The sequence below is a fragment of the Afipia sp. DC4300-2b1 genome (assembly GCF_049895725.1).
Classification (GTDB): domain Bacteria; phylum Pseudomonadota; class Alphaproteobacteria; order Rhizobiales; family Xanthobacteraceae; genus Afipia; species Afipia broomeae.
Window position 1 is genome coordinate 1,180,685 of sequence record NZ_JAFCSX010000001.1, and the last position, 21,003, is coordinate 1,201,687.

Sequence of the window (21,003 nt, forward strand, 5' to 3'; positions counted from 1 at the left end):
CATCCCATGGCCAAAGCGGCCCCCATTTCCATCCCGGCTTCGGACAAGGCGGCGGCATTGGCGCTCACGCCTGTTTCACGTGAAACAGAGGCGCGGCTCGATCGCTATGTCGATTTGCTGGTGGCGTGGCAGGCCAAGACCAATCTCGTCGCGCCTTCCACGCTTCCGCAGCTTTGGACCAGGCACATTGCCGACTCTCTCCAGCTTCTGGATCTCGCGCCGTCGGCAAGACATTGGCTCGACTTCGGCAGCGGCGGTGGTTTTCCCGGGGTGGTTCTGGCCTGCGCGATGGCGGAGCATGAAGGTGCGTCCGTCCAGCTTGTCGAACGAATCGCCAAGAAGGCGGCGTTCCTGCGCGAAGCGCTGCGGGTCACCGGTGCGGCCGGCTCGGTTATCCTCGCCGACATCGGGGATTATGTGGATAGCTCAAAGGCGCCGATAGATTGCGTCACAGCGCGCGCGGTCGCTCCACTACATATGTTGCTGGGCTATGCAGAACCCTTGGTGCAACGAGGCGCGAAGGCACTCTTTCTAAAGGGACAAGATGTAGAGTCTGAATTGACGGAAGCTACTAAATACTGGAATATCGAGCCCATTTTGCATCCCAGCCGCACAGGCGGACACGGCTGGATCGTCGAGCTCAACACCATCGAGCGGCGATAATCGTCCGGCAGTAACAGGTACAAGGCGGCCAGGCACATGGTTGGCATCGGCGGAATTTTTGAGGACGAAAACGGCGCGGCGACGGGTGAACGGGGCCATCCCCGGATCCTGGCGCTGGCCAATCAGAAGGGCGGCGTCGGCAAGACCACGACCGCGATCAATCTCGGGACTGCGCTGGCTGCCATCGGCGAGCGGGTGCTGATCGTCGATCTCGATCCGCAGGGCAACGCGTCGACCGGTCTCGGCATCGATCGCCGCAACCGCAGCTGCTCGACCTACGACGTGCTGGTCGGCGAGGCCAAGCTGCGCGAGGCGATCATCCCGACCGCGGTGCCTCGCCTGCACATCGCAGCTTCGACCATGGATCTCTCGGGTCTTGAACTCGAACTCGGCACCACGCGCGACCGCGCGTTTCGTTTGCGCGACGCCATCGCCGATCTCAACGTCAATGTCGCGCCGGACACCGACTACACCTACGTGCTGGTCGATTGCCCGCCGTCGCTCAACCTCATCACCGTCAACGCCATGGCGGCGTCGCATGCCATTCTCGTTCCGCTGCAGTGTGAGTTCTTCGCGCTCGAAGGTCTGTCGCAGTTGCTGCAGACGGTGGAGCAGGTGCGCTCGACACTCAACCCGACGCTGTCGATTCACGGCATCGTGCTGACGATGTTCGACTCGCGCAACAACCTGTCGAACCAGGTCGTCGCCGATGTGCGCCAGTTCATGGGCAAGAAAGTTTACGACACCATGATCCCGCGCAACGTGCGCATTTCCGAAGCGCCGTCCTACGGCAAGCCGGTTCTGGTCTACGATCTCAAGTGCGTCGGCAGCGAAGCGTATCTGAAACTCGCGACTGAAGTCATTCAGCGCGAGCGCGAGTTGCGCACGCACTGATCCTGCGACGTGAATGCTGGCGGCGATGAAGATCGCCGCACCGAAAAGTTTGTGAAGCAGGAGTACGTGAGTTGAGTGCGAGGGAAGCGGCAATGGCCGAGGAGCGTTCGCGACTGGGTCGCGGTCTTGCAAGTCTGATCGGAGATGTTGGCGGCGAGGCGGCGCATGTCGACCGTCCCGCCCGCACGCCGCGGCGCGTTCCGATCGAATTTCTGAAAGCCAACCCGCGCAATCCGCGCCGGACTTTTTCCGACGACGAACTCAATGAACTGTCGGCGTCGATCAAGCAGCATGGCGTAATTCAACCGATCGTGGTGCGGCCGGTGAAGGGCGCGCAGGATCGTTTCGAGATCATCGCCGGCGAGCGGCGCTGGCGCGCGTCGCAGCGCGCCGGTCTGCACGATGTGCCGATCGTCACTGTCGAAGTGAACGACAGCGACGCGCTCGAAATCGCGATCATCGAGAATGTGCAGCGCTCCGACCTGAACGCGATGGAAGAAGCGCAGGGCTATCACGCGCTCGCCGCGGAGTTCAAACGCAGCCAGGAAGACATCGCCAAGATCGTCGGCAAGAGCCGCAGCCATGTCGCGAACATGATGCGCCTGACCAGGCTGCCCGATCAGGTTCAGGCCTACATCGCCGAAGGCAAACTGTCGGCTGGTCATGCGCGCGCGCTGATCGGCGTGCCGGATGCCGCAGCCGCGGCAAAGCGGATTGTAGAGGAAGGTCTGAACGTGCGTCAGACCGAAGCGCTGGCGCATGAAGAAGGCGTGCCGGAGCGCGGCGCCCAGAAGGCGCGCGGTGGCGGTTCTGCCAAGGTAAAAGATCCCGACACCATCGCGCTCGAAAAGCGCGTCAGCGATGTGCTCGGCCTGAAGGTCAGCGTCGATCACCGCAATCCGGGCGGCACGGTGCAGATCAAGTACACCGATCTCGATCAGCTCGACGAGATTTTGCGGCGGCTGGAAGCAGGCAAGTAACTGCTTCAGCAAAAGATGTCATGGCCGGGCATAGCCCGTCGAAGACGGGCGTGAACGCCCTTTTGTCCCGACCATCTCGACGAATTGAGCAGGGTGCCTTGGTAATCGGGATCACCGGGACAAGCCCGGTGATGACAACCTGAATCGCTTACCCTCGCCGCCGCGCGTTCACGGCGATTGCAAGCAGCGCACGCTGTGCAATGGCTTCCGCCAGCGATGACTGCTTGCGCATGTCGAACGCCGCGTCGGCCAGTTGCGCCATGACCCGGGCCATACGCTCGGAACTGGTGTTGCGCAGCGCCGTTTCGACCAGAGTCTTGCGCGAAAAGTGCAGCCGCGGAAATCCGCTGTCGAGCGCCTCAAGTTCGCTGCGGCCCTCTTCGATCGACAGACGCGCCTTGTGCAGCAGCGCTGCGTGGCGCTGCGCCGACATGATAATCAAGCCCGGATAGGTGCCTGCGGCCATCGCCTTGGCGAAGGCCGTTTCGACATCGGCGGCACGTCCCGCAAAGGCATTGTCGACGATCGGATCGAGCGCCAGGCCAGATGCGTCGGTCACGATGGCGACCACGTCATCGAGTGTGACCTCGCGCTGACCATGGGCGTAAAGCGCGACTTTCCGAATCTCGTTGCGTGACGCCTGCCGGTCGCCGCCGAGCAGCGACGTCAGCGCTGCGCGCGCGTCCGGCGCAATCTTCAGATTCGACAGCCGCAGTTCGTCGTCGATCAGCTTCGCAAGATCGCGCTCGGTGTCGGCGTAGCAGGCGATGGCCACGGCGGTCTTGGCTTTCTCGCAGGCTTTCCGCAGCGGCGCATCCGGGCGCAGTTCGCCGGCCTCGATGACGATGCGGCAATCCTTCGGCTGCATCTCGGCCAGCGTATCGATGCCGCTTGCGAAGCTGCGCGAGCCGGCGCGAATCCGGATCGCGCGGCGGCCGCCGAACAGCGGCACAGTCATGGCTTCGTCAACCAGCCGTGACGGCTCGGCGGCGAGTTCGTCGCCGTCCATCCTGACCAGGGAAAAAGGATCGTTCGGATCGTCGACGGCCGATGCCATCAAGGCGTCGGCGCGCTCGCGCACGAGGCCAGCGTCGGGACCATAGAGCAGGATGATCGGCCGCGATGGATCGGGCCGGGCCAGAAACGCGTCGATTTCCTTCCCGCGAAGCGCGACCACAATTATCTCAGGGCTGAGTGTCGATCAGGTGCCGGCGATGAAGAACGATGCGAGACGCTGGCTGATATTGTCGGCGATGACCTTGGCAGCGCGGTCTTCGGCGTCACGCAGTCCGCGCGAGCGGGCGAAGCGTTGTGCCTGTCCCGGAATGTCATAGGACACGCGCGAGAAGGTCGTACCGGTCAACACCGTCTTGTCGGTGGCGTTGTCCTTCAGCTCATAGGTCGCATCGATGCCATAGTTTTCGATGTCGGGCCGGGCGGTGGTGGGATCGACGATGATCGACAGGCGGGATGTGGTGAGCCGCATCACCAGACGGTGGGTTGGCGGTCCGCCGACGGCACTGCCGTACATGTTGAACATCAGATTGTTGCGGATCTCGACACCAAGCCGCGCCTCGCGTGAACCGTTCGGCAGGTTGAGCGGGGGAACCTCGACGCCTTGCAGCTTCTCGCGCAGGGCCGATCCGCCGGTCGCGCTCCGCTCGCCGTACATCGGCTGGAAGCACCCGGCCGTCAGGGCCGCAAGGGCAGCCACGGCGAGGAGCCGGACAGCGATGCGCTTATCAAACCACGACATTCACGATCCTCTGCGGAACGATAATGACTTTTCGGGGAGATTTCCCGTCCAGTGCCGATTTTACTGCATCGAGTACCAAAACGGCAGCCTCAATTTCCCCATTTGAAGCATTTCGGGCGACCGTGACATCCGCGCGTTTCTTGCCATTAACCTGCACCGGGAGCGTAATTGTGTCATCGACCAGCAATTTGGCTTCGGTTTCAGGCCAATTTGCCTCCGAAACCAGTTCCTGATGCTCCAGAGCCTGCCAGCATTGCTCGGCCAGATGCGGCATCATCGGGGAGATCAGCCGTACCAGGATGTCGAATGCCTCCCGCGCCGCCGCTGCGACGGCGGGGTCGATCTGCAGGGATTTCCCCGGTCCGTCGACGACGTCGCCCAGCGCGCCGACGAAGGTATAGAGCTTTGCGATGGCGGTGTTGAACCGCAGACGTTCGATCGCGGTCGAGACATCCGCAAGGGTGCGGTGCGCGATGCGCCGGAGCGCCATCGCGCCGTCGTTGTTTTCCGGGATGGCCGTTCCCGGCTTCGGCAGAAGCGGAGCGGCGGTATTCACCAGCCGCCAGATGCGCTGGACGAAACGCCCGGCGCCCTGCACGCCTTCCTCGCTCCAGATCACGTCGCGGTCGGGCGGCGAGTCGGACAGCATGAACCAGCGGGCGGTGTCGGCGCCGTAGGTGCCGATGATGTCGTCGGGGTCGACGGTGTTGCGCTTCGACTTCGACATCTTTTCGATCGGGCCGATCTCGATCGGCTCTTTCGTCGTCAGCAGTTTCGCGATGCGCTTGTCGCCGACGGTCTCGATGCTGATCTCGGCCGGCGAGGCAAAGGTGCCGTCCTGCTTCTTGTAGGTTTCGTGCACCACCATGCCTTGCGTGAACATGCCGGCGAACGGCTCGTCCATGCCGATGTGCCCTGTTGCCTTCATCGCGCGGACGAAGAAGCGGCTGTACAGCAGATGCAGGATCGCATGCTCGACGCCGCCGATATACTGGTCGACCGGCATCATGCGATCGACGACATTGCGTGTCGTCGGCGCGTTCTCGTTCCACGGGTCGGTGAAGCGCGCGAAGTACCACGACGAATCGACGAACGTGTCCATCGTGTCGGTTTCGCGTGTCGCCTTGCCGCCGCATTGCGGGCAGGTGACGTGCTTCCAGGTCGGATGATGATCGAGGGCATTGCCCGGCTTGTCGAAGGTCACATCCTCCGGCAGCACGACCGGCAAATCCTTGTCCGGCACCGGCACCACATCGCACGTCGGACAATGAATAACCGGGATCGGACAGCCCCAGTAGCGCTGGCGCGAAATCCCCCAGTCGCGCAGGCGGAAGTTCACCTGCCGCTCGGCGACCGGCGTATTGCCGCGCGTTGCGCTCTCGAGGCGCCTGGCGACGTCTTCCTTCGCCTCCTCGATGGTCATGCCATCGAGGAAACGCGAGTTGATCATGCGGCCTTCGCCGTCATAGGCGGTGTCGGTAACGACGAACGATTTCGGATCGACGTCCGGCGGACAGACCACCGGCGTATTTCCGAGACCGTATTTGTTGACGAAATCGAGATCGCGCTGATCGTGCGCGGGGCAGCCGAAGATCGCCCCGGTGCCGTATTCCATCAGCACGAAGTTGGCGACATAGACCGGCAGCTTCCAGTCCGGATCGAACGGATGCACGGCCTTGATGCCGGTGTCGAAGCCCTGTTTCTCGGCGGTGTCGATGATTTCCTGCGCGGTGCCCTGACGTTTGGTTTCGGCAATGAATTCGGCAAGCTTCGGGTTTTTCGCCGCTGCCGCCTGCGCGAGCGGATGATCCGGCGCAATCGCCATGAACTTGGCGCCGAACAGCGTATCGGGACGCGTCGTGAAAACCTTGAGTTCGTTCTCGCCGCCGGGCGCGGTCGCCGGGTCGAGCGCGAAACGGATCAGCAGGCCTTCGGAGCGGCCGATCCAGTTGCGCTGCATCAGCCGCACCTTGTCGGGCCAGCGATCGAGCGTGTCGAGCGCGTCAAGCAGATCCTGCGAGTACTTCGTAATCTTGAAGACCCACTGATTCATTTCGCGCTGTTCGACGACGGCGCCGGAGCGCCAGCCGCGGCCGTCGATCACCTGCTCGTTGGCGAGCACGGTCATGTCGACCGGGTCCCAGTTGATCTTGCGCTTTTCGCGCTCGGCGAGCCCCGCCTTCATGAAATCCAGAAACATCTTCTGCTGATGTTTGTAGTAGCCCGGATCGCAGGTCGCGAATTCGCGCGACCAGTCGAGCGACAGCCCCATGGTCTGGAGCTGCTTCTTCATCGCGGCGATGTTCTCGTAGGTCCATGCCTTCGGCGCCACCTTGCGCTCGATCGCGGCATTTTCGGCCGGCAGGCCGAAGGCGTCCCAGCCCATCGGATGCAGCACATTGTGGCCCTTGGCGCGCATGTAGCGCGCGACGACGTCGCCCATGGTGTAATTGCGGACGTGACCCATGTGGATGCGACCCGACGGATAGGGGAACATCTCGAGCACGTAATATTTCGGCCGGGGATCGTCGTTGCGCGTGGCGAAAATCGCCCGCTCGTCCCAGAGCTTTTGCCAGCGTGGCTCGGATTCGCGGGCGTTATAGCGTTCGGTGCTCATCGGATGGATCGTCTGCCAAAGGGGGATTCAGGAGGCGGCAGACTAGCCACAAAAGACCGCGAGGGGTCAACGCTTTAGGCGCAAATATGGTCTGCGCGGCCCTTACCCCGCCAGGGAAACCGGCCGATCGGCAGGCAGGATCAGGCCGTGTTCGACCACCGTGTTCCGGCCCCGGCGTTTGGCCGCATACAGCGCCGCGTCCGCGGCCTCGATCAGATCGTCTTGCGGCTGGGCGCTGCCCGGCGTGACCGTCGCGATGCCCACACTGACGGTGACGTGCTTGAAATCGCTGGTGACGTGCGGAATCGTCAGTTCTTCGATTGTTGTGCGAACTTTTTCGGCCACCTGCAGCGAGCGGGCGGCACTGCTGTTCGGCAGCAACAAACAGAATTCCTCGCCGCCATAACGGGCTGCGAAGCCGGCATAGGCATCCGCGATTGTCGAAAGCGCCTCGCCGACGCGGCTGAGGCAGGCGTCGCCTTCGGGATGGCCGTAGGTGTCGTTGAAAAGCTTGAAATGATCGACGTCGATCATCAGCAGCGAAAGCCTGGTGTCGGATTGCAGTGCCTTCATCCACTCGAATTCGAGCCGGCTCTGGAAGCCCCGGCGGTTGGCCAGCCCGGACACCAGATCGAGCGATGCGATGACGGTGAGCCGGTCGTTGGCGGCGGCCATTTCGCGCTCACGCTCGGAGAGTTGTGACGCCATGGTATCGAACGCCCTGGCGAGCGGAATGAACTCTCTTGGCAGCGAGGCATTCGATGCCCTCGCCGAAAATTCGCCGCGGCCAAAACGATTGGCGGTGTCTGTCATCGCGCGGAGCGGCCGGATGATGAGGCGCTCGCCGGCGAACCAGGCACCGAGCAGTGTCGCGAGAACCACGATTGCAAGCTCGATGTATGCAGTCTGGATGTCACGGTTTATGTCGCCCAGCATCAGGGACTGATTGACGCTGACAATCATGCGGGCCTTGGTGCCGGTAACCCGCGCGAACGATACGGCCTTCTTCTCACCATCGGCCGATTCGAAGGAGATCGATCCATATTCGCGATCGAGATTGATTTCGCGCAGCGTGACTGCTTCCAGCAGCGAGGTGTCCTTGAGCTTCTGCCCGATCAGATTCATGCTTTCGGGTGGAGACGCCAGGATCGTTCCCGCGCCGTCGACAAGGACAACCGATACGCCCGAACGTCCGCCGCGATTCACCAGCAGCTGCGACATCCATTTCAGATCGATCGCAGCGATGACCACCGATTCCTGCCGGCCGTCCACCGCGGAAACCGGATACGCCGCAATCATCGTCGGCAGGCTGGTAATGCGGCTCGGGATGAAGTCGCTGAGAACGAAATCGTGAAGCTCGCGCGCCTTGAGGACATAATCGCGGTCGCTGAGATCAAAGCCGACGATGCTTTGCGTTGTCGAGCAGTCGATCTTGCCTTCCGGGCCAATGATCGAAAGGTTTCTGATCCACGGCAGATCGACCCGCAGGCTGGCGCGCATCACCGCGCAACCACGGCCCTGCTGGGAACCGGCGGCATAGATGTAGGCGGAGGATTTCACAACGGCCTGCACCGTCGATATGATTTCGCGCTGCGCATCGGCGGTATGTTTTGCGAGCTCGGAGAGTTCGTTTGCGGCCTGCATCATCTGCCTGGAGCGCGAGTCTTCCAGCAGGCGGACGCGGTCGAGCATCAACGGCACGACCAGAATCAACGCCAAAAGCACAAGACGGGCACGAATCCCGAATAGCGCCTTGAGTTTTGACGTGTTGCGGCCGAAGCTGGCGATTGACATCAGTATTCCCTTGCCCCACGCCAACACTACAAAAAAGGGTTCAAGGACCCTTTTTTGAATTCGCTAAAATTCGAATGATCCTTAATTTGAAGGCAAGTTTACATCGATGGCTGTGGATAATATGCCGCCGGTAACATCTGATTCACCAAGCGGTCTCGCCGGCGTGGAGCGCGAGATTTCGCGCGCATGCAAGGACGCGTGCCGTGATCGCTCCTCGGTGACGCTGGTTGCGGTGTCGAAGACATTCGATGGCGACGCCATCGCGCCGGTGATCCGCGCCGGTCAGCGTGTGTTCGGCGAGAACCGCGTGCAGGAAGCGAAAGCCAAGTGGCCGCCGCTAATGGCCGAGCATTCCGGGCTTGCGCTTCACCTGATCGGGCCGCTGCAATCGAACAAGGCCAAGGAGGCCGTCGCGCTGTTTGACGCCATTCATTCGGTGGACCGCGCCAGTCTCTGTGAGGCACTGTCGAAGGAAATCGTTAAGCAAGGCCGTCATCCGCAACTGTTCGTTCAGCTCAACACCGGCGAGGAGTCGCAGAAAGCGGGGATCGCCCCGGCGGATGCCGATGCATTCATTGCGAGCTGCCGCGACGTCTACGGTCTGCAAATTTCCGGACTGATGTGCATCCCTCCGGTCGAGGATCCGCCTGCGGCGCACTTCGCGCTGACCGCCAAGATCGCAGCGCGCAACGGACTGAAATTATTATCGATGGGGATGAGCGCGGATTTCGCCACCGCGATTCAGCTCGGCGCAACCCATGTGCGTGTCGGCTCCGCGATTTTCGGAAAGCGGTAGTTTCTTCACGAAGAACTCCATCGTCATTGCGAGGAGCGCCAGCGACGAAGCAATCCAGCTTTTTGCTACAGTGGATTGCTTCGCTTCGCTCGCAATGACGCGTAGCTTGCAATGTCACCGATCACGATCTTCGTCTGCGGTCCGATCCGTTCCAGCAAGCGCAGCATCCCATTGCGCGTCAGCCCGACGCAGCCGGCGGTTGGCGAGAATTTTTCGCGGGCGAGATGCAGGAAAACCGCGCTGCCCCGCCTTGCGATGCGCGGCCGGGTGTTGTGGTCGATCTCGATGATGAAATCATAGAGATGATCCTCCCGCGCCAGCCGGTCGCCGTCCTCGCCGGGCGCGCGTTTGACCGCGCGATTGTAATGCCGGTCGGCGGGATTTTCCGACCAGGCGTCCGCAGGGCCGATCGCCCGGACCGGAAGATAGGTTCGCGGCCGGGGGTGCCTGTCGGCGCGCCACCACAGCCGCACCGGCCGGAATATGCCGCGGGGTGTTCCGCCATCGCCTTCGAACTTGTTGGCCTTGATTCCGCCGCGTCCAAGCGCGACCGGTAGGATATGGGTGCCCGCCACCAGCCAACCCTGGTTCGGCCGGCCGGCGGCAGCATGAACCCTGACAGCGGAAAGCGGCCGATCACGCAACGGTGTTCGATAAGCCCTTGGAAAGCCTAGATTTCCCATAATTGGTTCCCGTGACTGCGTACAACTCCGGCTTGCGCTTTCGCCTGCAAATGCTCTATTTCGCCGAGGTTCTTCGAGATCGCTCTCCGGACCCTCTATATACAAGCCGAATTTTAAAGGACTGGATGCAATGGCCAACGCCCGCAAGATCCTGATCGTGGACGACGACACCGATCTGCGCGATGCCCTGGTGGAGCAGTTGTCGCTTCACGAGGAGTTCGAGGCATCCGCCGTCGATACCGGCGCAAAGGGCGCGCTGGCGGCGAAAAGCAACTCGCCCGACCTTGTGCTGATGGATGTCGGCCTGCCCGACACCGACGGCCGCGAGGTGGTCCGCAGCCTGCGCAAGGGCGGCTTCAAGTCGCCGATCATCATGCTGACCGGCCACGACACCGATTCGGACACGGTTCTCGGGCTCGAATCGGGCGCGAACGACTATGTCGCGAAGCCTTTCCGATTCGCCGTGCTGCTGGCCCGCATCCGTGCGCAGCTGCGCCAGCATGAAGCCAGTGAAGACGCGGTGTTTTCGGTGGGTCCGTACAGCTTCCGCCCGGGCTCGAAGATGCTGACCGGCGCCAATGCCAAGAAGGTTCGGCTCACCGAGAAGGAAACCGCGATCCTCCGTTTCCTTTACCGCGCCGGGCAGATGCCGGTGTCGCGCGAGACCCTGCTCCAGGAAGTCTGGGGTTATAATTCCGGGGTGACCACCCACACGCTGGAAACGCATATCTATCGCCTGCGTCAGAAGGTGGAGAAGGACGCCGCGAATCCCGAAATTCTTGTGACTGAGTCTGGCGGCTATAAGCTGGTGCCATGAGGCGAATCAATCGCCGATCCATCTCGGCGCCCTATGGCTATTGAAGACGACATCGCCCTGTTTTCGCGCGTCCCGACACTGAATTTGTTGGGCGCGGCGGCATTGCAGGTGCTTGCGATCGGTGCCGAGCAGCGCGACTACGGATTCGGCGAGCGGCTGTTCGAACAGGGCGACCCTGCGGATTCCGGTTTCATTGTTCGGCATGGCGCGTTTCGCGTCGCTTCGGACGATGGTCATGAAGCCATTGCGGGCCAGAACGTTCTGATCGGCGAGCTCGCGCTGGTGGTTCCGATGGCGCGGCCGGCGACCGCGACGGCTCTGGAACCGTCGTCGGTGCTGCGCATTTCGCGCAGCCTGTTCCAGCGTGTGCTCGAAAGTCATCCCGAAGCGGCACGACGTCTGCGCGACGATTTCGCCGCGCGCACCAACGCGGCGGCGGGGGCAATGGTCCGGGTGAGCGCGACGCTGCGATAGTTTTATCGCGTTCTATCCTAAATCACACATCGAGCACCGCCGTGACCGGCACATGGTCTGACGGGCGCTCCCAGCCGCGCGCGTCCCTGGTGATTTTGAAATCACGAACGCTGTCGCCGAGCGCCTGTGAGATCCAGATGTGGTCGAGGCGGCGGCCCTTGTTCGCCGCGCTCCAGTCCGCGGAGCGGTAGCTCCACCAGGAATAGACTTTCTCGGATAGCGGAATTCGCTGCCGCGCGACGTCAATCCAGTTGCCCTGCGCCTGTATGCCGAGCAGCTTCTCGCATTCGATCGGCGTATGCGACACGATCTTCAAAAGCTGTTTGTGGGACCAGACGTCATGCTCGTGCGGCGCGACGTTGAGATCGCCGACGAGAATATGCCGGTCAGCGGGCTTCGGATGCAGCGGCTCGCAGTCGCGCATCTCGTCGAGGAACGAGAGCTTGTGCTCGAACTTCGGATTGATCGCGGGATCGGGAATATCACCGCCGGCAGGCACATAAAAATTATGCACGACCAGCGGGTCGGCGATCTGCGCCTTCGGCCCGAACACCACCGAGATATGCCGCGAATCGACCTTGCCGCAGAACGTGCGCACGTCGCTCGATTCGAACGGAATTTTCGAGACGATGGCGACGCCGTGATAACCCTTCTGGCCGTTGAGCGCGACGTGCTCATAGCCGAGCCGCTTGAAACGCTTCAGCGGGAATGCGTCATCGATGCATTTGGTTTCCTGAAGACACAGCACATCGGGCCGCACCGACTTGATGAATTTCGCGACCAGATCGATGCGCAGCCGCACCGAATTGATGTTCCAGGTTGTCAGGGTGAAGCGCATGGGAAACGTAAAGCACAGGACGCGCGACGAGGAAACGTCATCCTGAGGTGCGCGCTCTTTCTTGCGCGCCTCGAAGGGTGACGGGAAAGGATGACGGGATACGATTGAAGGGGGTACCGTCGCCCTTCGAGGCTCGCACCTCAGGGGACGGCAACGACCTAGTTGTTCGAGTTCTGATAGTTGGTGAAGTCGATCTTGAACATCGAGGGATCGAGCTTCTTGGTGGTGTCGAGATTGTAGACCGCGACGGTGGTGTCGTATCCCTGCGGATCGGTGACGGTCCATTGCTTGAGCTGATTGTCCTTGGCCCCGATCATCAGCATCAGCCGGCTGGTCCCGACCAGCGCCTGCTTTTCCTCGATGGTGACGCTGATGAACATGTTGTCCGAGGAGATGCCCACGACATTGGTGTCGCGCAGCAGATCGATGCGGTCGGACAACAGGTAGCGCAACGGCGTCTGCGACAACGGATAGACGTCCTGGGTCGCGAGCCTGCGATCCAGCACGACCACCGATGTGCCGTCGGCCACCAGCGCGATCGGCGACGGATCGTCATATTCGAAACGGATCTTGCCGGGCTTCTGGATATAGAAATCGCCGGTCGTGCGTTTGCCGTCCGGACCGACCTGCACGAAATTGCCTGAGACGTTCTGCAACGACGAGAGATAAGTGCTGACCTTGCCGGCCAGCGCCTTTTGATTGGCGTCGAAATTCTGGCTCGGCGTCCCGCCGCCGAACAGGCTGCGCAGATCCGGAATGATCGGTGTCGGTGGTGCCGACGTGGCGGGTGCCTGCACCTGCGGTGCGGGGGTATCGCCGATGCGGGCTTTCGGTGCGGGCTTTGGAACAGGAACAGCCTGGGCCAGAGCCGATGACATCATGAGGGATGCCGCGATCGTTGCCGCCAATGCCGCCATGGGCACTTTCATCGGCACTTTCGCGACCGAAACAGGCTGTGTGGAGCGCCGGGGCCCGCAGAACGGCTGATTGCGATGTAATTTTCTCAACTGTCCGTCCTGTGGATGCCTTGTGATCTGTCCGCCGGGGCTATCCCGAAGCTATGGCGATTTCGCGGCTGCGAATAGCGGGGATTTAGCCAAATCGTTCGTCTTCCTCGGCCACCAGAATCTCGCGTTTTCCGGCGTGATTGGCCTGCCCGACGATGCCTTCCAGCTCCATCCGCTCCATCAGGGTGGCGGCGCGGTTGTAGCCGATCTGCAGGCGGCGCTGGATGTAGCTGGTCGAGGCCTTGCGATCGCGTTTGACGATAGCAACCGCCTGCGAGAACAGGTCGCCTTCGCCGCCGTTGGCGCCCATGCTCGTGCCGTCGAATACGGCGTTGCCGTCCTCGTCGGTTTCCTCTTCCGCGGTGACCGCCTCGAGGTATTCAGGCTGACCCTGCGACTTGAGATGACGGACGATCTTCTCGACTTCCTCGTCCGACACGAACGGGCCGTGCACGCGGCTGATGCGGCCGCCGCCTGCCATGTAGAGCATGTCGCCCTGACCGAGCAGTTGTTCCGCGCCCATTTCGCCGAGCAGCACGCGGCTGTCGATCTTCGAGGTGACCTGGAAGGAAATACGCGTCGGAAAGTTCGCCTTGATGGTGCCGGTGATGACGTCCACCGACGGGCGTTGCGTCGCGAGAATGACATGGAGACCCGCAGCGCGCGCCATCTGCGCAAGGCGTTGCACGGCGCCTTCGATGTCCTTGCCCGCGACCATCATCAGGTCGGCCATTTCGTCGACAATGATGACGATATAGGGCAGCGGTTCGAGCTCGAGCTTCTCTTCCTCGTAGATCGCCTTGCCGGTTTCCTTGTCAAAGCCGGTCTGCACGGTGCGAGTCAGCTCCTCGCCCTTGGCCTTCGCCTCGGCGACGCGCGTGTTGTAACCATCGATGTTGCGCACGCCGAGCTTCGCCATGTTCTTGTAGCGCTGCTCCATCTCGCGCACCGCCCATTTCAGCGCGACGACAGCCTTCTTCGGATCGGTCACCACCGGCGTCAGCAGGTGCGGAATGCCGTCATAGACCGACAGTTCGAGCATCTTCGGATCGACCATGATCAGGCGGCACTGGTCCGGGCGCAGGCGATAGAGCAGCGACAGGATCATGGTGTTGATGCCGACTGACTTGCCCGAACCGGTGGTGCCGGCGATCAGGAGATGCGGCATGCGCGCCAGATCCACGATCACAGGCTCGCCGCCGATGGTCTTGCCGAGGCACAGCGGCAGCTTCGCGGTGCTCGCGGTTGCCTCCTTCGCCGTGAGCAGCTCCCGCAGATAAACGGTCTCCCGCTTGACGTTCGGCAGCTCGATGCCGATGGCGTTGCGCCCGGAGACGACCGCGACACGCGCGGAGATCGCGCTCATGGAGCGCGCGATATCGTCGGCAAGGCCGATCACGCGCGAGGACTTGATGCCGGGTGCGGGCTCGAGTTCGTAAAGCGTCACGACCGGTCCGGGGCTGGCTTTTACGATTTCGCCGCGCACGCCGAAATCCTGCAGCACGCCTTCGAGCGAGCGCGAGTTTTCTTCCAGTTCGTCCTTGCTCAACGTGAGGCGGTCCGATGCTTTCGGAGCGGCGAGAACGGAAACCGGCGGCAGAACGAAGACACCCTTGCGGCCGGACGACTTCGGCTCTGCGCGCTTGCGGGCACGCGGCGCGGGCTCCTCGTCTTCCTCTTCTTCCTCTTCTTCTTCCTCGTTCTCTTCGTATTCGTCTTGCGGCACCAGCGATGGAGCGCGCCGTCCGCCGCCGAGGTTCGGCTCCATACGCTCGAACGATGCTGAGCGGCGCGATTCCGTGCGTCCGACCAGCATCGCGAAGAAAGCAGAAAGCGCCCGAACCACGCGTGTTTTTGCGCTCATCGCAGTATGAACGATCCAGCCGAGCGAGACCGACCGGCGATCGTTCTCCTCGAAATCCTCTTCATCCTCGATCATCGGCGGCCGGGTGCGTTCGACGATCTTCTCCTGCGCGCCCGCGCCGCATGCGAAGACGAAACTGCCGATCATCGCGGCAAACAGAATGACGCCGAGCACGATGCGGTAGATCAGGCCGGGCGGACCGAACACCACCGCCGGAAAACGCACCAGCGCGTCGCCGACAACGCCGCCAAGTCCGGTCGGCAACGGCCATGCGCCGCTGCGCGGCAGGCAGCTTGCGAATCCCGCGGCGATCACCGCGCACAGAATCCAGCATGCGATGCGCAAGGCTTCGCGGTCGAAATGACGGTGGGTCACCAGCCGCCAGCCCCAGATCGCCACCGGCAGGATCAGCATGATCGCGCCAAGGCCGAGAATCTGCATCAGCATGTCGGCGCCGATCGCGCCCGGACGGCCCATCAGATTGCGGATCGGACCTGAGGTTGCGTGGCTGAGGCTGGGGTCCTGCACCGACCACGTCATCAGAGCCGCGGCAACAACACACGAGAGCGCGATGACGCCGAGACCGGCGAGTTCGCGCAGGCGCCGCGCCAGCATCTCGCGCAATGGATCGGAGATCTGGCCGACGATGGGAATGACGCGTTCGATCGCTGGCATTGTTTTACGAACCCCGAGCTTCGTTCAGGACGTCGACCATCCGGTGCAACGCCTCAGCCGTTGTTTCACTGTCCTGCTGCACCAGGGCGACGCGGATATATCCGGTGCCTGGATTGCTGCCATCGGCCTGCGGCCTCGCCAGATAGCTTCCCGGAATGACGCGCACGCCGCCTTCCTTGAAAAGCTTTACCGTCGCCGCTTCGTCGCCGCCATGCGCGGAGACATCGAGCCAGATGCAGAAGCCGCCCGCGGGCCGCCGGTAACCGAAGCGGTTGCCGAGAATCTGGTCCGCGAGATCGAACTTGATCCGGTAGAGCCTGCGGTTCGCATCGACATGAGTCTCGTCGCCATAGGCGGCGACGGCGACATGCTGCAACGGGACCGGCACCTGAGGCGCCGCGACATTGCGCAGTTCGTGGAAGCGCGCGAGAAAATTCCTGTCGCCGGCGACGAAGCCGACGCGCAGGCCCGGCAGGTTCGATCGCTTGGACAGCGACTGGAACGCAACCACGTTGGCGAAGTCGTTTCCGGCGGAGGCGAGCATGCTGCCCGGCGCTTCGCCGGTGTAGATTTCGGAATAGCATTCGTCGCTGAGCACGATGAAGCCGTGACGGTCGGCGAGCTGCTTCACGCGGTCGAAGTAGGCGCGCGATGGCACCGAGCCCTGCGGGTTCGCAGGCGATGCCAGGTAGAGGGCGACGGTGCGGTCGAGGGTTTCCGCGCTCAGGGAATCGAGATTGGGCAGAAAGCCGTTTTCGCGCGTGGTCGGCAGAAACACCGCTTCGCACCCGGCGGCCCGCGCACCGGCCGCATAGGCGGGATAGAACGGGTTGGGCATCAGGATCGCGGGCGTGCCCTTGCGGGGGCTGACATAGCGCGCGGCGGCGATCGCTGCGAAAAACAGCCCCTCGCGGCTGCCGTTGAGCACCAGAATTTCGGTTTCGGGATCGATGGCCTTGGCCAAAGCGAATCGCCGGGAAACCCAGGCGGCGGCGGTCTTGCGGAACGGCTCGATGCCCTTGGCAATCGGGTAGCGGCCGAAGTCGTTGATATGGCTGGCCAGCACCGGTCCGACAAAGCCGGGCACCGGATGCTGCGGCTCCCCAATTGACATATTTATCAATGGCTTGCCCGGCGTGTAAGGGCTCAGCAGCTCGGTCAGCCGGACAAACGGCGAGCGCTCGCCGTCTTGGGCGCCGGCGGCGGAAGCCGAGCGGGAAGAAGCGGTCATGGCCATTCGAAAAACGCCAGCACTATTAAGGTCCGTCGATCCTGCGGGTCGGTCAGGGGGCCACGCAGGACTTGATCACGTCACCATAGGTGCGGCGAGGTTAAGACGCGATTAACCATCGCGGCGCGGGCTTAGTTTGCCGCCCTTTCCGGGCACTGATCTTGCCCCGGAAACCGGCCTCCTTGTTCCGGACGCAGCGGCACAAAAAGTAAGGGCCCCAGCTTGCGCTGGGGCCCTCCGACGGACGGGGCATTGCCGGGTTTGTGCCCCAACCGTTGTTCAGAAGCATGATCCGGAAAAGTGGAAACCGGTTTTCCGATAAGATCATGCTCACCAGAGAATTCGCCGCGACCCGTAAGGATCGCGGCAGGTCGCTTACATGTTGTAGGCGCGCTCGGTGTGGTCGGTGAGATCCAGACCTTCGCGCTCCTGCTCGACCGGAACGCGCAGACCGACGATCACGTCGACGACCTTGTAGATGATCGCCGAACCGATGCCCGAGAACAGCAGCGTGGTGCCCACGCCCCAGCTCTGCGAGATCATCTGAGCGCCCATGTCGTAGTCGCCGATCTTGCCGGTGACGTAGTCCATGACGCCGGTGCCGCCGAGGGCCGGGTTGACCAGAATGCCGGTGCCGAGAGCGCCGACGATGCCGCCGATGCAGTGGACGCCGAACACGTCGAGCGAGTCGTCATAGCCGAGCGCGTTCTTCACAACCGTACAGAAGAACAGGCAGACGACGCCGACGATTAGGCCGAGCACGATTGCGCCCATCGGACCTGCGAAGCCGCAAGCCGGAGTGACGGCAACGAGACCCGCGACCGCACCCGACAACGCGCCGAGCACTGACGGATGGCCCTTGATCATCCACTCCGCGAACATCCAGGACAGCGCCGCAGCAGCGGTTGCCAGGAAGGAGTTGGTCATCGCGAGAGCAGCGCCGCCCGAAGCTTCGAGGTTCGATCCGGCGTTGAAGCCGAACCAGCCCACCCAGAGCAGCGAAGCGCCGATCATGGTCATGGTCAGCGAGTGCGGAGCCATCAGCTCCTTGCCGTAGCCGGTGCGCTTGCCGATCAGGAGAGCGCCGACGAGACCTGCGATACCGGCGTTGATGTGCACCACCGTGCCGCCTGCGAAGTCGAGAGCGCCCTTCTTGAACAGGAAGCCGCCGTCAGCCATCACCTCGTCGAGTTTCGCCTGTGCTGCAGTCTTTGCAGCGCCGTCAGCCGCGGCTGCCAGTGCCTTGGCTGCATCGCTGATCGCGTCCGGTCCTGCCCAGTACCAAACCATGTGGGCCATCGGGAAGTAGATCAGCGTCACCCAGAGCGGGATGAACAGCGCGATCGCTGCGAACTTCATGCGCTCGGCAAAGGCGCCGACGATGAGGGCCGGCGTGATCGCGGCGAAGGTCATCTGGAAGCAGAAATAGATCATTTCCGAGATGTTGGCATCGACCGAGAACGTCGCCGCCATCGAGTCAGTGGTGATGCCGGCCATGAAGGCTTTGGAGAAGCCGCCGATGAAATCCGAACCGCCGGTGAATGCGAGGCTGTAGCCGTAGAGGGCCCAGATCACGCAGACGATGCAGACGGTGTAGAAAACCTGCATCAGCACGGAAAGCATGTTCTTGGAGCGGACGAGGCCGCCGTAGAACAGCGCGAGGCCCGGGATGGTCATCAACAGCACGAGAACTGTTGCAGTCATCATCCAGGCATTATCGCCCTTGTTGACGGTTGGCGCGGCGTAGGCGGCTGTCGTAGCGAAGAGGCCGACGGCGAGAGCTGCCAATCCCGCGCTGGTGGGACGCTTGAACGTCATTTGTTTGTACTCCTGATAAGATGAGGTTTGCGCGAAATCAGAGCGCCGCGTCATCGGCCTCGCCCGTGCGGATGCGAACCGCATGGTCGAGATTGATGACGAAGATTTTGCCGTCGCCGATCTGGCCGGTCTTTGCAGCGCCGGTGATCGCTTCGATGGTCTTGTCGACTTGGGACGAGGCGACAGCGACCTCGATCTTGATCTTGGGCAGGAAACTGACGGCGTATTCAGCGCCGCGGTAGATTTCCGTGTGGCCTTTCTGGCGGCCATACCCCTTGACTTCCGTCACCGTGAGACCGTGAACGCCGATGGCGGTCAGGGCATCGCGGACCTCTTCCAGCTTGAATGGCTTGATGATGGCCATAACAATTTTCATGGATACTTCCCCGCTTGGGCCCGGTCGTACGGACCGGGCGTTCTCGACTGAGGGTCACCGCGCGAAGAAAGATCACTCCACGGGCACCAGCCGGGTCCCATAGAATCAAATGCCGTGCCAACACCGCCAAATTCCCTAACGGTTTATGAATCCGAGGGTTTTTGGCTTTGGAGGGGGTGCGAAAAAATTGGGCTATTTTGTCGCGCCTAAAAGAGCGACAGAGATGCCAAAAACATAGGCACACCAGACCGTCGACACATTCGTGCCCATCAGACAAGCAAAAGGTATCTAAGCCCCGACAGCCGAGGCCAAATCCAAATGGGGCGATTTATTGGAGCGCTTCGCCGTGCTGGGTGATGTCGAGGCCTTCCACCTCGTGCTCGTGCGGAACCCGCAGACCGGCCAGCATGTCGACGACCTTCAGCAGCACGAACGTCATCGCGCCGGTCCAGACGAACACCGCCGCCACGCCATAGGCCTGGATCAGCAGCAGCCTGGGATTGCCCTCGATCAGCCCGGCGCTCCCGCCGATGGCGGCGGTGGCGAACACGCCGGTCATCAGCGTTCCCAGCAATCCGCCGATGCCGTGAATGCCGAACACGTCGAGTGTGTCGTCATAGTTGAAGCGGTGCTTGAGGCTGGTGCAGGCCCAGAAGCAAACCGCGCCGGCCACCACGCCGATCACGATGCCATGCCAGGGCTCCACGAAGCCCGAGGCGGGCGTAATGGTGCCCAGCCCGGCCACGGCGCCGGAGATCATGCCGAGCACCGAGGGCTTGCGCCGCGTCAGCCATTCGATCGCGGTCCATGTCAGTGCGCCGGCGCAGGCGGCCAGATGCGTCGCGAGGATCGCCATCACGGCGCGCGAGTTGGCCTGCAAGGCGGAGCCGCCGTTGAAGCCGAACCAGCCGACCCACAACAGGCCGGTGCCGATCACCGCCAGCGAAAGATCGTAGGGCGCAAGGTTCTCGGTGCCGTAGCCGCGGCGTCGTCCCATCACAACGGCTGCGACCAGACCCGCGGTGCCGGCGCTGAGATGAACCACAAGGCCGCCGGCGAAATCGAGAACGCCGGCCTGCGCGAGAAAGCCGCCGCCCCACACCCAGTGCGCGAGCGGAATGTACACGACCGTAAACCAGCCGATGCAAAAAAGGACGTAGGATGAGAAGCGCAGGCGGTCCGCGACCGATCCCGCCACCAGCGCGACGGTGATGACCGCAAAGGTCATCTGGTAGATGACGAACAGCGCTTCGGGAATGGTCTTCGCTGCACTGCTCACGCCGTCCATCGTCATGCCGGCCAGCAGAAAGCGCTCCAGCGTGCCGAGCCATGCGCCGTCGCCGACAAACACCAGGCTGTAGCCGTAGATCACCCAGAGAATGGAAATCAGCGCCACGGCGATCAGGCTTTGCGCCATCGTCGCCAGCACGTTCTTCTTGCGCACCATGCCGGCATAGAACAGCGCGAGACCCGGGATCGTCATCATCAGGACGAGCGCGGTCGCCGTGATCATCCACGCGGTATCGGCGGCATCGATCCTGGCCGTTTCAGCAAGGGCTGGCGTCGCAGACGTGACAGCGATGCTTACAGCAGCAAGCGCGGTCGCAAACTGTGCGACCGCACGCGGCAATCTCAACATGGTAATCCCCCCGGCTCGTGTGGTGGTTCGCAAGTCCGCATCATTTCTGCAGCACATGGTGCGCGCCGAAAAATGAAGCGA

General features: G+C 62.4%; 18 protein-coding genes. 6 read left to right on the forward strand and 12 right to left on the reverse strand.

Annotated elements, in window-relative coordinates; translation table 11 throughout:
• The first annotated feature begins 6 nt into the window (after positions 1-6).
• From rsmG to ACP7AL_RS05865, 3 genes are all read left to right on the forward strand, one after another.
• On the forward strand, positions 7-663 hold the full coding sequence (gene rsmG, locus ACP7AL_RS05855; protein WP_425989742.1) for a 16S rRNA (guanine(527)-N(7))-methyltransferase RsmG: 657 nt from the start codon (positions 7-9) through the stop codon (positions 661-663).
• Positions 664-699: 36 nt separating this feature from the next.
• Positions 700-1,557 carry a ParA family protein gene (locus ACP7AL_RS05860; RefSeq protein ID WP_006023298.1) on the forward strand — a complete coding sequence of 286 codons (858 nt, stop codon included), beginning with the start codon at positions 700-702 and terminating at the stop codon, positions 1,555-1,557.
• A 92-nt stretch (positions 1,558-1,649) separates the two neighbouring features.
• Positions 1,650-2,537, forward strand: coding sequence for a ParB/RepB/Spo0J family partition protein (locus tag ACP7AL_RS05865; RefSeq protein ID WP_425989744.1), 888 nt, complete (start codon positions 1,650-1,652; stop codon positions 2,535-2,537).
• Positions 2,538-2,685: 148 nt separating this feature from the next.
• Here ACP7AL_RS05865 and holA read toward each other — a convergent pair whose 3' ends face one another.
• From holA to ACP7AL_RS05885, 4 genes are all read right to left on the reverse strand, one after another.
• Positions 2,686-3,714 (reverse strand): DNA polymerase III subunit delta, encoded by a 1,029-nt coding sequence (gene holA / locus ACP7AL_RS05870; RefSeq protein WP_425989746.1) that lies wholly within the window; start codon positions 3,712-3,714, stop codon positions 2,686-2,688.
• Between the two features lie 24 nt (positions 3,715-3,738).
• Entirely contained in the window at positions 3,739-4,293 is a 555-nt protein-coding gene (lptE, locus tag ACP7AL_RS05875; protein ID WP_425989748.1) for an LPS assembly lipoprotein LptE, read from the reverse strand.
• Positions 4,280-6,910, reverse strand: coding sequence for a leucine--tRNA ligase (gene leuS / locus ACP7AL_RS05880; RefSeq protein WP_425989750.1), 2,631 nt, complete (start codon positions 6,908-6,910; stop codon positions 4,280-4,282). The genes lptE and leuS overlap by 14 nt, the downstream gene beginning before the upstream one ends.
• Positions 6,911-7,012: 102 nt before the next feature.
• Entirely contained in the window at positions 7,013-8,704 is a 1,692-nt protein-coding gene (locus ACP7AL_RS05885; RefSeq protein ID WP_425989752.1) for a sensor domain-containing diguanylate cyclase, read from the reverse strand.
• Between the two features lie 106 nt (positions 8,705-8,810).
• Between ACP7AL_RS05885 and ACP7AL_RS05890 the strand changes: the two genes are divergently transcribed.
• Positions 8,811-9,500 (forward strand): YggS family pyridoxal phosphate-dependent enzyme, encoded by a 690-nt coding sequence (locus tag ACP7AL_RS05890; RefSeq protein ID WP_425989754.1) that lies wholly within the window; start codon positions 8,811-8,813, stop codon positions 9,498-9,500.
• Between the two features lie 65 nt (positions 9,501-9,565).
• Here the strand turns inward: ACP7AL_RS05890 and ACP7AL_RS05895 are convergent, their stop codons facing one another.
• On the reverse strand, positions 9,566-10,183 hold the full coding sequence (locus tag ACP7AL_RS05895) for a L,D-transpeptidase family protein (RefSeq protein ID WP_024921035.1): 618 nt from the start codon (positions 10,181-10,183) through the stop codon (positions 9,566-9,568).
• Positions 10,184-10,313: 130 nt separating this feature from the next.
• Between ACP7AL_RS05895 and ACP7AL_RS05900 the strand changes: the two genes are divergently transcribed.
• Positions 10,314-11,000 (forward strand): response regulator transcription factor, encoded by a 687-nt coding sequence (locus tag ACP7AL_RS05900; RefSeq protein ID WP_006023290.1) that lies wholly within the window; start codon positions 10,314-10,316, stop codon positions 10,998-11,000.
• Between the two features lie 33 nt (positions 11,001-11,033).
• Positions 11,034-11,474: a Crp/Fnr family transcriptional regulator gene (locus tag ACP7AL_RS05905; RefSeq protein WP_425989757.1), complete on the forward strand. Its 441-nt coding sequence runs from the start codon at positions 11,034-11,036 to the stop codon at positions 11,472-11,474.
• Between the two features lie 22 nt (positions 11,475-11,496).
• On the opposite strand, the gene ACP7AL_RS05910 is transcribed toward ACP7AL_RS05905, so the two are convergent.
• The 7 genes from ACP7AL_RS05910 to ACP7AL_RS05940 all read right to left on the reverse strand — a co-directional run bounded on the left by ACP7AL_RS05910 (position 11,497) and on the right by ACP7AL_RS05940 (position 20,922).
• Positions 11,497-12,312 carry an exodeoxyribonuclease III gene (locus ACP7AL_RS05910; protein ID WP_425989759.1) on the reverse strand — a complete coding sequence of 272 codons (816 nt, stop codon included), beginning with the start codon at positions 12,310-12,312 and terminating at the stop codon, positions 11,497-11,499.
• Between the two features lie 158 nt (positions 12,313-12,470).
• Positions 12,471-13,229: an outer membrane lipoprotein carrier protein LolA gene (locus tag ACP7AL_RS05915; protein ID WP_425990033.1), complete on the reverse strand. Its 759-nt coding sequence runs from the start codon at positions 13,227-13,229 to the stop codon at positions 12,471-12,473.
• A gap of 175 nt (positions 13,230-13,404) precedes the next feature.
• Positions 13,405-15,858, reverse strand: a complete 2,454-nt coding sequence (locus ACP7AL_RS05920; protein WP_425989761.1) for a DNA translocase FtsK — start codon at positions 15,856-15,858, stop codon at positions 13,405-13,407.
• A gap of 4 nt (positions 15,859-15,862) precedes the next feature.
• The gene (locus ACP7AL_RS05925) at positions 15,863-17,095 is read right to left on the reverse strand and encodes an aminotransferase class I/II-fold pyridoxal phosphate-dependent enzyme (protein WP_425989763.1); all 1,233 of its coding nucleotides are present in this window, start codon (positions 17,093-17,095) and stop codon (positions 15,863-15,865) included.
• Positions 17,096-17,464: 369 nt separating this feature from the next.
• Positions 17,465-18,907, reverse strand: coding sequence for an ammonium transporter (locus ACP7AL_RS05930; protein WP_425989765.1), 1,443 nt, complete (start codon positions 18,905-18,907; stop codon positions 17,465-17,467).
• A gap of 37 nt (positions 18,908-18,944) precedes the next feature.
• Positions 18,945-19,283 carry a P-II family nitrogen regulator gene (locus tag ACP7AL_RS05935; RefSeq protein ID WP_002713927.1) on the reverse strand — a complete coding sequence of 113 codons (339 nt, stop codon included), beginning with the start codon at positions 19,281-19,283 and terminating at the stop codon, positions 18,945-18,947.
• 328 nt (positions 19,284-19,611) lie between these two features.
• Positions 19,612-20,922 carry an ammonium transporter gene (locus tag ACP7AL_RS05940; RefSeq protein WP_425989768.1) on the reverse strand — a complete coding sequence of 437 codons (1,311 nt, stop codon included), beginning with the start codon at positions 20,920-20,922 and terminating at the stop codon, positions 19,612-19,614.
• Positions 20,923-21,003: the final 81 nt, after the last annotated feature.

What these genes read in the sequence shown, in the direction of transcription:
- rsmG (WP_425989742.1), top strand. Translation starts at nt 7, where the DNA reads ATGGCCAAAGCGGCCCCCATTTCCATCCCGGCTTCGGACAAGGCGGCG.
- ACP7AL_RS05860 (WP_006023298.1), top strand. Translation starts at nt 700, where the DNA reads ATGGTTGGCATCGGCGGAATTTTTGAGGACGAAAACGGCGCGGCGACG.
- ACP7AL_RS05865 (WP_425989744.1), top strand. Translation starts at nt 1,650, where the DNA reads ATGGCCGAGGAGCGTTCGCGACTGGGTCGCGGTCTTGCAAGTCTGATC.
- lptE (WP_425989748.1), bottom strand. Translation starts at nt 4,293, where the DNA reads ATGTCGTGGTTTGATAAGCGCATCGCTGTCCGGCTCCTCGCCGTGGCT.
- leuS (WP_425989750.1), bottom strand. Translation starts at nt 6,910, where the DNA reads ATGAGCACCGAACGCTATAACGCCCGCGAATCCGAGCCACGCTGGCAA.
- ACP7AL_RS05885 (WP_425989752.1), bottom strand. Translation starts at nt 8,704, where the DNA reads ATGTCAATCGCCAGCTTCGGCCGCAACACGTCAAAACTCAAGGCGCTA.
- ACP7AL_RS05890 (WP_425989754.1), top strand. Translation starts at nt 8,811, where the DNA reads ATGGCTGTGGATAATATGCCGCCGGTAACATCTGATTCACCAAGCGGT.
- ACP7AL_RS05895 (WP_024921035.1), bottom strand. Translation starts at nt 10,183, where the DNA reads ATGGGAAATCTAGGCTTTCCAAGGGCTTATCGAACACCGTTGCGTGAT.
- ACP7AL_RS05900 (WP_006023290.1), top strand. Translation starts at nt 10,314, where the DNA reads ATGGCCAACGCCCGCAAGATCCTGATCGTGGACGACGACACCGATCTG.
- ACP7AL_RS05905 (WP_425989757.1), top strand. Translation starts at nt 11,034, where the DNA reads ATGGCTATTGAAGACGACATCGCCCTGTTTTCGCGCGTCCCGACACTG.
- ACP7AL_RS05910 (WP_425989759.1), bottom strand. Translation starts at nt 12,312, where the DNA reads ATGCGCTTCACCCTGACAACCTGGAACATCAATTCGGTGCGGCTGCGC.
- ACP7AL_RS05915 (WP_425990033.1), bottom strand. Translation starts at nt 13,229, where the DNA reads ATGGCGGCATTGGCGGCAACGATCGCGGCATCCCTCATGATGTCATCG.
- ACP7AL_RS05920 (WP_425989761.1), bottom strand. Translation starts at nt 15,858, where the DNA reads ATGCCAGCGATCGAACGCGTCATTCCCATCGTCGGCCAGATCTCCGAT.
- ACP7AL_RS05925 (WP_425989763.1), bottom strand. Translation starts at nt 17,095, where the DNA reads ATGGCCATGACCGCTTCTTCCCGCTCGGCTTCCGCCGCCGGCGCCCAA.
- ACP7AL_RS05930 (WP_425989765.1), bottom strand. Translation starts at nt 18,907, where the DNA reads ATGACGTTCAAGCGTCCCACCAGCGCGGGATTGGCAGCTCTCGCCGTC.
- ACP7AL_RS05935 (WP_002713927.1), bottom strand. Translation starts at nt 19,283, where the DNA reads ATGAAAATTGTTATGGCCATCATCAAGCCATTCAAGCTGGAAGAGGTC.
- ACP7AL_RS05940 (WP_425989768.1), bottom strand. Translation starts at nt 20,922, where the DNA reads ATGTTGAGATTGCCGCGTGCGGTCGCACAGTTTGCGACCGCGCTTGCT.